The organism is Rhodoferax sp. (assembly GCF_039922535.1).
Classification (GTDB): domain Bacteria; phylum Pseudomonadota; class Gammaproteobacteria; order Burkholderiales; family Burkholderiaceae_C; genus Rhodoferax_B.
The window spans coordinates 1-8,449 of record NZ_JBDTEM010000454.1; the positions used below are offsets into that span (position 1 = coordinate 1).

At 63.9% G+C, this 8,449-nt stretch carries 11 protein-coding genes and 1 pseudogene; 7 read left to right on the forward strand and 5 right to left on the reverse strand.

Annotation, left to right across the window (positions count from 1 at the left end; all coding sequences use genetic code 11):
• A partial coding sequence (locus ABI213_RS21665) for a DEAD/DEAH box helicase (protein ID WP_348028608.1) occupies window positions 1-512 on the reverse strand: 512 nt, incomplete at its 3' end.
• Window positions 513-715: 203 nt separating this feature from the next.
• On the opposite strand from ABI213_RS21665, the gene ABI213_RS21670 reads away from it, so the two are divergent.
• From ABI213_RS21670 to ABI213_RS21685, 4 genes are all read left to right on the forward strand, one after another.
• Window positions 716-1,111, forward strand: coding sequence for a hypothetical protein (locus ABI213_RS21670; RefSeq protein ID WP_348007820.1), 396 nt, complete (start codon window positions 716-718; stop codon window positions 1,109-1,111).
• A 16-nt stretch (window positions 1,112-1,127) separates the two neighbouring features.
• Window positions 1,128-1,583, forward strand: a complete 456-nt coding sequence (locus ABI213_RS21675; RefSeq protein ID WP_348007819.1) for a hypothetical protein — start codon at window positions 1,128-1,130, stop codon at window positions 1,581-1,583.
• Window positions 1,584-1,637: 54 nt separating this feature from the next.
• Window positions 1,638-1,850, forward strand: a complete 213-nt coding sequence (locus tag ABI213_RS21680; RefSeq protein WP_348007818.1) for a putative motility protein — start codon at window positions 1,638-1,640, stop codon at window positions 1,848-1,850.
• A gap of 146 nt (window positions 1,851-1,996) precedes the next feature.
• Window positions 1,997-2,578 (forward strand): flavin reductase family protein, encoded by a 582-nt coding sequence (locus tag ABI213_RS21685; protein WP_348007817.1) that lies wholly within the window; start codon window positions 1,997-1,999, stop codon window positions 2,576-2,578.
• On the opposite strand, the gene ABI213_RS21690 is transcribed toward ABI213_RS21685, so the two are convergent.
• Both ABI213_RS21690 and ABI213_RS21695 read right to left on the reverse strand, forming a co-directional pair.
• Window positions 2,579-2,848 carry a LysR substrate-binding domain-containing protein gene (locus tag ABI213_RS21690; protein WP_348028612.1) on the reverse strand — a complete coding sequence of 90 codons (270 nt, stop codon included), beginning with the start codon at window positions 2,846-2,848 and terminating at the stop codon, window positions 2,579-2,581.
• A gap of 106 nt (window positions 2,849-2,954) precedes the next feature.
• Window positions 2,955-3,491: pseudogene (locus ABI213_RS21695) on the reverse strand (LysR family transcriptional regulator); the annotation flags it as partial.
• A gap of 81 nt (window positions 3,492-3,572) precedes the next feature.
• On the opposite strand from ABI213_RS21695, the gene ABI213_RS21700 reads away from it, so the two are divergent.
• Entirely contained in the window at window positions 3,573-4,583 is a 1,011-nt protein-coding gene (locus ABI213_RS21700; RefSeq protein ID WP_348007816.1) for a zinc-binding alcohol dehydrogenase family protein, read from the forward strand.
• A gap of 69 nt (window positions 4,584-4,652) precedes the next feature.
• Here the strand turns inward: ABI213_RS21700 and ABI213_RS21705 are convergent, their stop codons facing one another.
• Window positions 4,653-5,138 (reverse strand): hypothetical protein, encoded by a 486-nt coding sequence (locus tag ABI213_RS21705; protein WP_348007815.1) that lies wholly within the window; start codon window positions 5,136-5,138, stop codon window positions 4,653-4,655.
• A gap of 138 nt (window positions 5,139-5,276) precedes the next feature.
• Window positions 5,277-6,104, reverse strand: coding sequence for an AraC family transcriptional regulator (locus ABI213_RS21710; protein ID WP_348007814.1), 828 nt, complete (start codon window positions 6,102-6,104; stop codon window positions 5,277-5,279).
• A gap of 232 nt (window positions 6,105-6,336) precedes the next feature.
• On the opposite strand from ABI213_RS21710, the gene ABI213_RS21715 reads away from it, so the two are divergent.
• Both ABI213_RS21715 and ABI213_RS21720 read left to right on the forward strand, forming a co-directional pair.
• Complete coding sequence (locus ABI213_RS21715; RefSeq protein WP_348007813.1) at window positions 6,337-7,590, forward strand: sugar ABC transporter substrate-binding protein; 1,254 nt, start codon at window positions 6,337-6,339, stop codon at window positions 7,588-7,590.
• Window positions 7,591-7,653: 63 nt separating this feature from the next.
• A partial coding sequence (locus ABI213_RS21720) for a sugar ABC transporter permease (RefSeq protein WP_348028610.1) occupies window positions 7,654-8,449 on the forward strand: 796 nt, incomplete at its 3' end.

Below are 8,449 nucleotides of genomic sequence, written 5' to 3' on the forward strand. Positions count from 1 at the left end.
AGCTCGTCGGCAAAGCCCAGGTCCAGCAGGCGGTCGGCCTCGTCCAGCACCAGCGCGGCCACATGGGAGAGTTGGAGCGCGTTGTGGTCCACCAGATCGAGCAAGCGGCCCGGCGTGGCCACCACGATGTCGGCTCCGCCGCGCAGGCCCATCATTTGCGGGTTGATGGACACGCCGCCAAAAATCACCGCAATTTTCAGAGGCTGCGGCAAATGCTGGGCCAGGCCACGGAACACCTCGGCCACCTGGGCTGCCAGCTCGCGCGTGGGCACCAGCACCAGCACGCGGGGGCGGCGTTTGCCGTCGGGGCGTGGCGCGTCAAGCAGGCGCTGCAACAGGGGCAAGGCGAAAGCCGCGGTTTTGCCCGAGCCGGTGGGCGCTGCGGCCCACACATCTGCCCCGCGCACGATGGCCGGAATAGCCGATGTCTGGATGGCGGTGGGCGCGGTAAAGCCCTGTTCGCGCACGGCGCGCAGCAAGGCGGGAGCAAGTCCCAGGGAGGCAAAGGGCATGGGGGGAGCGTCAGGCAGGAAGACAGTGAGGGGCTAGCAGTTTAACCCTGCAGGCCGGGCAACCAAAGCGTTTGCGTGTTAGATTCAACGTCAGCGCGCTTACTGCTTGTGTAATTTGCTATGCAAATTGCAGCATTTGCACCCAGCCCGCTGGCGATACCCCACTCGCCCTCTACACAACCACCCGTAAAAGAAAGCCGCAGTTGAGCGACGACTTTGACTCCCTGTTCGACACGCCACCCCCGGCGGTTACGCCTGGCACAGGCGTGGCCCGCACAGCGGTAGCGCCCGCCCCCAGTGCGGCCATAGTGGCCGCGCCTGCCGAAGCTGCGCCAGAGCAAGACACCCCACCAGCGATGTGGATTGCGCTCTACAAACCGGGCACCGGTGTGAAGTTTGAGGGCAAGCCCCATACCGTCAGCCATGTGCACATCAGCCGCAAAGGCCTGTTTGTGCGGCTGAAGGAAAAAGACGGCGTGGTGCCCGCCGAAAAAGTCGATGTTCCCCTGACCCGCATGGTGCTGCCATTGGGCGCGTACCAGGCCAACCCCCTCTTGCTGCAAGCCCCTAAGCCGCCCGGCCCGGCGCGCACCAAATAACCCCACGAAAGACGCCATGGTCGACATCCTCACATTCCTCCACCTTGCTGCGGCCATTGTCTGGATGGGCGGCATGACCTTCATGCTGTTTGCGCTACGGCCCGCCGCCCTGCTGGCGCTGGAGGCGCAGCCCCGCGCCCGGCTGATGGTGCAGGTGTGGCAGCGGTTTTTCCGGCTGGTGCTGGGCGCCATCGTGGTGCTGCTGGCCACGGGCGGCCATCTGTTTGGCAGCGGCATGAAAGCTGCCGGTGGCCATGCACCGCTGGGCTGGACGGTGATGGCGGTCCTGGGCGTGGTGATGGTGCTGGCCTTTGGGCACATCAACTTTGCCGGATTCGCCAAGTTCAAACGCGCAGTGGCAGCGGCCGAATGGCCCTTGGCGGCCAAAGCGGCCGGGCAAATCCACACGCTGGTGGTGTTGAACTTTGTGCTGGGCTGGGTGGCGATAGCCGCCATCAAACTGCTGCACTGACCCTCAAGTCCAGCCCGGAAAGGCCGATAAGTCTGTATTGCCAGGAGACACGCCATGAACATCGCCAGCACCGCCGCCGTGCAATCCGCTACCGCGGATGCCCAAGCCCCCGCCTCTGACAGCCTGAACATCCGGGTGCTGAAAAAAGCCTTGGACGCGCAGGCCTTGGCGGCGCAGGCGCTGATCGAGTCCATCCCCCAACCCGCAGCCGCCCCCGCGCTGGCCACCAGCGGTAGCCTGGGCACGCAGCTCAATACCTACGCTTAAAAATTCAAGCATAAAAAGAGCTTCTAGCGCAGGTCGCACCTGCGCTAGAAGCTCTTTTTTTAATAGCAAATGGGTAAACCCTTGGTAGGGCAGACTTTGGGTGCCCATGGCCTGGCCCCAAGAAGCCTGTGGGCTAAAGTGCGGCCATGACTTTTCCCGACCACTGCATTCCCGTCCCCCTCGCCAAAGCCTACCGGTTGATGAACCACGGCCCCGTGGTGCTGGTGTCGTCGGCCCACGGCGACACCAGCAACGTGATGGCCGCCGCCTGGGCCATGCCGCTGGACTTCGACCCGCCCAAGCTGATGGTGGTGATCGACAAGGCCACGCTGACGCGGCAACTGGTGGAAGCCAGCGGGACCTTTGCACTAAACATCCCCTGCGTGGCCATGGCCGCGCAAACCCTGGCCGTGGGCACCGACAGCGCCCGCACGGTACCGGCCAAACTGGCCCAGCACGGCATCACCACCTTTGCCGCCAGCCAAATCGCCGCGCCGCTGGTGCAGGGCTGCGTGGCCTGGCTGGAATGCCGGGTGCTGCCCGAGCCGCACAACCAGGGCCAGTACGACCTGTTCATCGCCGAAGTGCTGGCCGCCTGGGCCGACGAGCGCGTGTTCAGCGACGGCCGCTGGCACTTCGACACCGCGCCCGACGCGCTGCGCACCCTGCATTACGTGGCCGGTGGGCAGTTTTATGCCACCGGAGCCTCGGTTCAGGTCGAAAAATAATCAGTCCGCAGGGGCCAGCAAGCGCGTGAATTGGAGCGCCAAAAAATCCACCAGTGCCCGCACCCGGCTGGGCACAAAGCGGCCGCTGGGCAGCAGGGCGTGCAGCGGATAGGGCTCGGTGTCCCAGGCGGGCAATAGCGGCACCAGGCTGCCGTTGGCCATTTCCTGGCGCACGTCCAGGGCCGACTTGAAGATGATGCCCGCCCCCGCCAGCGCCCATTGCCGGGCCAGAGACGCATCGTCCACGCTGCGGTCGCCCTGCACGCGCACCTCCGTCCATTGGCCGTGCAAGGCAAAACGCCAGCGCCGGTGCTGGCGGCCCCCCCCGCACGAAGGTGATGCAGTTGTGCTGCAGCAGGTCTTGTGGCGTGGCGGGCGTGCCGTGCTGCGCCAGGTACGCGGGCAATGCCCACAGCATGGGGCGGTTTTGCGCCAGCAAGCGGGCGACCAGGCGTGAATCGGCCAGCGTGCCGTAGCGCAGCGCTACATCCACCTCGTCGCGTGTCACGTCCAGCGGCCTGTCGCCCACCGACAGCGCCAGGTGCAAGCCGGGGTGCAGGGCCTGGAATTCGCCCAGCCAGGGCAGCAGCACGTTGCGGGTCAGGTCGGAGGGCGCGGCCACCCGCACGGTGCCGACCAGCGCGCCCCGGTCGGCCGCCACCAGGCTTTCGCCCTCGGCCAGCAGATCGAACGCGCGCTGGGCGTAGTCCAGCAGGATCTGGCCCTGGGGCGTGAGCCGCATGGCCCGGGTGGAGCGCTCAAACAGGCGCGAGCCCAGCTGGGTTTCCAGCCGCTTGAGGGTGGCGCTGGCTGCCGCCGGGGTGATGCCCAGCGCCTGGGCCGCCGCCGTCAGGGTGCCGCCACGGGCAGTGTGGACCAGCACCTGCAGATCCGCCACATTTTCAATTTTCATTTGAAAGTGATTCCATTCCCAGCCATCTTATCAATACGGGCTTGTCGTTCTACAGTCGCTGCATCGTAAAAAGGACACGCTATGAAAGCCATTGGATACCACAGCAATTTGCCGATAAGCCACCCCGAGTCGCTGCTCGACCTGGAGTTGCCCGCGCCGGTGCCGATGCCGCGCGACCTGCTGGTGCGTGTGCAAGCCATTTCCGTCAACCCGGTGGACACCAAGGTCCGTAAAAACACCGCACCCGCTGCGGGGCAGGCCAAAGTGCTGGGCTGGGACGCGGTGGGCACTGTGGAGGCCATCGGCTCCGGCGTGGCCAACTTCCAGGTGGGCGAGCGCGTGTACTACGCGGGCTCCATCATCCGCCCCGGTGCCAACAGCGAACTGCATGCGGTGGACGAGCGCATCGTCGCCCGCGCGCCCGCCAGCCTGAGCGACGCGCAGGCCGCCGCGCTGCCGCTGACCACCATCACCGCCTACGAGCTGCTGTTCGACCGGCTGGGCGTGCCCCAAGGCGGTGGCGCAGGACAAACGCTGCTGGTAGTGGGCGGTGCGGGCGGCGTGGGCTCCATCCTCATCCAACTGGCACGGCAACTCACCCAACTGCGGGTGATTGCCACCGCGTCGCGCCCCGAAACCCGGCAGTGGTGCCTGGACCTGGGTGCGCACGCGGTGATCGACCACAGCCAGCCGCTGGCCAGCGCCCTGGCCACGGGAGGCTTTGGCCCGGTCGATCTGGTCGCCAGCCTGACCCAGACGCAGCAGCATTTCACGCAAATCATCGCCAGCCTGAAGCCGCAGGGTCGCCTGGGCCTGATCGACGATATGCCGGTGCTAGACGTGATGCCGCTCAAGTCCAAGGCGCTGTCGCTGCACTGGGAGCTGATGTTCACCCGCTCGATGTTTGAAACCCCCGACATGGCCGAGCAGGGCAGGTTGCTGGCCGAGGTGGCCGCCCTGGTGGACGCGGGGCGCATCCGCTCTACCTTGAGCAGCAGCTTTGGCAGCATCAACGCCGCCAACCTGCGCCAGGCCCACGCCCTGATTGAAAGCGGCAAGGCCCACGGCAAGGTGGTGCTGGCAGGGTTTTAGAGTGGCCCCAGCCTAGCGCTACAGAATCAGTAGCTGCTAGCGCATATTCTGTATGCGCCAGAGGCGGTTTTAGTTGTCAAACTGCCGATGGCCGGGGCCTCGGTCATCGCGGCCGTGGTCGTTGTGACGTCCGTGGTCATCGTGGCCGCGGCCATGGCCCCGGTCACCGCGCTCGTCACGCCGGTCGTGGTCGGGGCGTGGACCGCCGTGCGGCTGTGCCCACCAACGGTTGCGCTCGTTCACCTGCACAAAATACACCGGCCGACCGCAGGCGTTGTAGCGTGCGCAGTAGCGGCGCCAGTTTTTGGAATGGCCCGGTGGCACATACAGGTACAGCGGGGGCGGCAGCACAGGAGCGCGCTGGATGATGACCGGCTGGGCATACAGCACCGGCGGCGGCGGGTTATTGCCAAAGGTAATTTGGCCGTACACACCGGGGGCCACGCTGCCGCCCACGGTGCCGTTCAGGTAGACGTTTTGGGCCTGGGCCATGCCTGCAGTGGCCAGCAGCAGCACCGCAGCGGTGCGAAGAATACGAAGTGGGGATAGAAACATGGCGCTTTCACAGAGCTGTAAATATCTTTGTACAACGGCTGGACACCCGTCTTGGACGACATTACAGGCCACAAAGATATTCAAATGCTACAAATTACATAGCTTCCACCGCTTACGCCACCTACGACAATCCCCGATTTAGTCCGTATTGGTGTGGACCCGCACGTGCAGACGCCGATAGGCCTGCGGGCTCATGCCAGTGGCGCGCTTGAACAGCCGCCGAAAGTAACCCGCGTCCTCAAAGCCGCACTCGGTGGCCACCCTATCGATGGAAGTTTTGCCTTCGGACAGCAGCGCGCTGGCCCGCTGGATGCGCCGGGTGTGGATGGCCTCGGTCAGCGTACAGCGGTAGATGCTGCGAAACACCCGGCCCAGATAGTCGCCATTGCAGCCTAGTTGCGTGGCCAGAGTAGACGCACTCATGGGGCTGGCAAAACCGGTACGTATCAAGGCATCGGCGCGGCCTGCCAGCACGGCACCCGAGCCATCCTGGCCGCTGCCCGCTGCGCGCGAATGCGTGACCTCCCACAAGATCAGCATCAGCATCAGGCTCATGGGCACCTGGCGCTCGCCCAGCAGCTCTTGCTCGTTCAGCAAGCGCCGAAACAGGCTGCTCATCTGCTCGGGCCGCCGCACCAGCGCATGCTGTGGCACCGACAGCGCCAGCTCGGTGGCGGCTGCGCCATCGGCCAGCACAAAGTGGGCCCAAAAGAACTGCAAATCGGGCGGAAAGGGGCTGGTGCCGCCATGCTCTTTGCCCGGCCACAGCAGCAGGGTTTCTTCAGCCCGCACGTTGAACGCTTGCCCTTCTTCTTCAATGCCCAGCACCCCGCGCTTGACGTAGATCAGCTCAAACGAGTCGATAGAACGGCGCGGGTGCTGGCCTACCCCGCGCGACACGAACATGCCGCCGTTGGTGGCTTGGATCGCCAGGTTAAAAGCTAGGGAAAGTGCGGAGTCGGCCATACAAATAAGTCGGATTTGTCCTGTTTTGTCTTGGGTTTGTCATCTTGCTGCAGGCCGTTCTTGCTGTCAACATCGGTGTACCTGAAAGCGTTACCGGCCATCGAAGGTGGCTCGGTAAAAATGTCGGGAAAAGCGTGCTAAGCCGGAACGAAAGTATCCGCAGAGACACAGGGCGAGCCCTTAGAACGTGTTCTTGGGCCACCCCTGCTAAAAACCAAACAGGAGACAAAAAATGCGAATTTCAACCCAGGCCAAACAGTGGGCCGTGGCCGTGGCGGCCGGCCTGCTGTTTTCCAGCGCCCAGGCGCAAACCGCCCAGGAGTTCAGCTTCTGGATCCGTGCCTCCGATGCCGGTTTCGTGGAGCCCATGGTCAAGACATGGAACGCCAGCCACGCCAGCAAGGCGGTGCTGACCGTTATCCCCAACGACGACTTTGTCACCAAATTTGGCACTGCGGTGGCCGGTGGCGCGGCCCCGGACGTGGTGGCGATCGACCTGATTTTTGTACCCGCCTTTGCCGCGGCAGGCCAGCTCAGCGACGTGACGGCCGATGCCAATGCGCTGCCCTTTGCCAAGACCTTGTCGCCCTCCCATGTGCGGCTGGCCAAGTACGATGGCAAGCAGTTTGCCGTGCCCTTCAGCGCCGAAAGTTCCTTGCTGCTGTACAACAAGGCTTTGTTCAAACGCGCGGGTCTGGATGCCGAAAAGCCCCCCAAAACCATGGCCGAGCTGGAGGCTGCCGCGCGCAAGATTGCGGCCCTGGGCAAGGGCGTGAAGGGCTTTTACTTCTCGGGCGCTTGCGGCGGCTGCAACATCTTCACGCTGACACCCTATGTCTGGGCCTCGGGCGGCGACATTTTGTCGGCCGACGGCAAGCAGGAAACACTAGACAACCCAGCCCTGCGCAACACCTTGTCCATGTACCGCCGCCTGTGGACCGACGGCGCCATGCCCGGGGGCGCCAAGACGGACAACGGTGCCAACTTCATCAGCCCCTTCTTCACCGGCAAGATCGGCATGGTCGGCACCGGCGCTTTTGCGATTGGCCTGTTGAAAAAGGAACACCCTGAAATTGACTTTGGTGTGGCACCGCTGCCCGGTGACAAGGGCGGCACGTCCAGCTTCGCAGGCGGTGACTCCATCGCTATTCCCGCCGCGTCCAAGCACAAAAAGGAAGCCTGGGAGTTCATCCAATGGGCGCTGTCCGAAGAGGTACAGGTGGAGCAGTTTGCCAAGAACGGCAGCATCCCCGTGCGCTCCGACCTGGCCGACAACTCCTACAGCAAGCAAGACGCCCGCTTTGCCATGGCCTCTGCCGCCATGCAGGCCGGGCGCACGCCCTACTCCGCCAAGTTCAACCAGTTGATCAACGACCCGAACGGCCCCTGGCTGGCGATGATCCAGGAGGCGGTGTTTGGCAAAGGGGTAGACGTGGCCATCAAGGATGCGCAGGTCTCTTTCCGCAAGATTTTGGCCGCGCCCTGATAGTTATCTAGCGGCATGGCCTGGGGCCGTGTCGCCAGCCGCCCCCCTTTCCACATCCACGCTATGTTTGCCTTCTTTCGGAAAATTCCGCCGCGCCAGCGTGCCGGTTACTGGTTCATCCTGCCTTGCCTGGCGGTCACTACAGTGTTCTTTTTGGTGCCCCTGCTGATGACGGTATGGATGTCGCTTAACCAGTGGCCGCTGCTGGGGCAACCCAGCTTTGCCGGGCTGCAAAACTACCTGGACCTGCTGCAGGACAAGTCGTTCTGGAGCAGCCTGGGCTTCACCGCCACCTACACCCTGGTGGTCACGCCCGCCATCTTTCTGTTTGCGTTTGGACTGGCGCTGCTGGTGCACCGCAAGGTGCGCTTTGTGGGCGTATTCCGCACCGCGTTCTTCTTGCCGGTAGTGATCGGCATGACATCGGCCAGCCTGCTGTGGACCTGGATGTTCAACGACCAGGTGGGCATTTTCAGCGCAGTGCTGATGGACCTGGGCGTGATCGACGAGCCCGTGCTGTGGCTGGGCGAAACCAGCAGCGCGCTGGCTTCTATTGTGGTGATGGTGCTATGGAAGGCGGCGGGCTTCACCATGGTGATTCTGCTGGTGGGCATGCAGGCCATTCCGCAAGACCTGTACGAAGCCGCCAAGCTGGACGGTGCCACCTGGTGGGGGCAAATCCGCTACATCACTGTCCCGCTGATGCGGCGCACCTTTGCGCTGGCGCTGACCATGTCGGTGATAGGCAGTTTTCTGGCCTTTGAGCAGTTTTTTGTGATGACCCGCGGCGGCCCCTTCAACAGCACCATCACCATAGTGCACTGGATCTACCGGGCCTCGTTCACCTATTTCAAGCTGG

What these genes read in the sequence shown, in the direction of transcription:
- ABI213_RS21700 (WP_348007816.1), top strand. Translation starts at nt 3,573, where the DNA reads ATGAAAGCCATTGGATACCACAGCAATTTGCCGATAAGCCACCCCGAG.
- ABI213_RS21710 (WP_348007814.1), bottom strand. Translation starts at nt 6,104, where the DNA reads ATGGCCGACTCCGCACTTTCCCTAGCTTTTAACCTGGCGATCCAAGCC.
- ABI213_RS21715 (WP_348007813.1), top strand. Translation starts at nt 6,337, where the DNA reads ATGCGAATTTCAACCCAGGCCAAACAGTGGGCCGTGGCCGTGGCGGCC.
- ABI213_RS21685 (WP_348007817.1), top strand. Translation starts at nt 1,997, where the DNA reads ATGACTTTTCCCGACCACTGCATTCCCGTCCCCCTCGCCAAAGCCTAC.
- ABI213_RS21705 (WP_348007815.1), bottom strand. Translation starts at nt 5,138, where the DNA reads ATGTTTCTATCCCCACTTCGTATTCTTCGCACCGCTGCGGTGCTGCTG.
- ABI213_RS21675 (WP_348007819.1), top strand. Translation starts at nt 1,128, where the DNA reads ATGGTCGACATCCTCACATTCCTCCACCTTGCTGCGGCCATTGTCTGG.
- ABI213_RS21680 (WP_348007818.1), top strand. Translation starts at nt 1,638, where the DNA reads ATGAACATCGCCAGCACCGCCGCCGTGCAATCCGCTACCGCGGATGCC.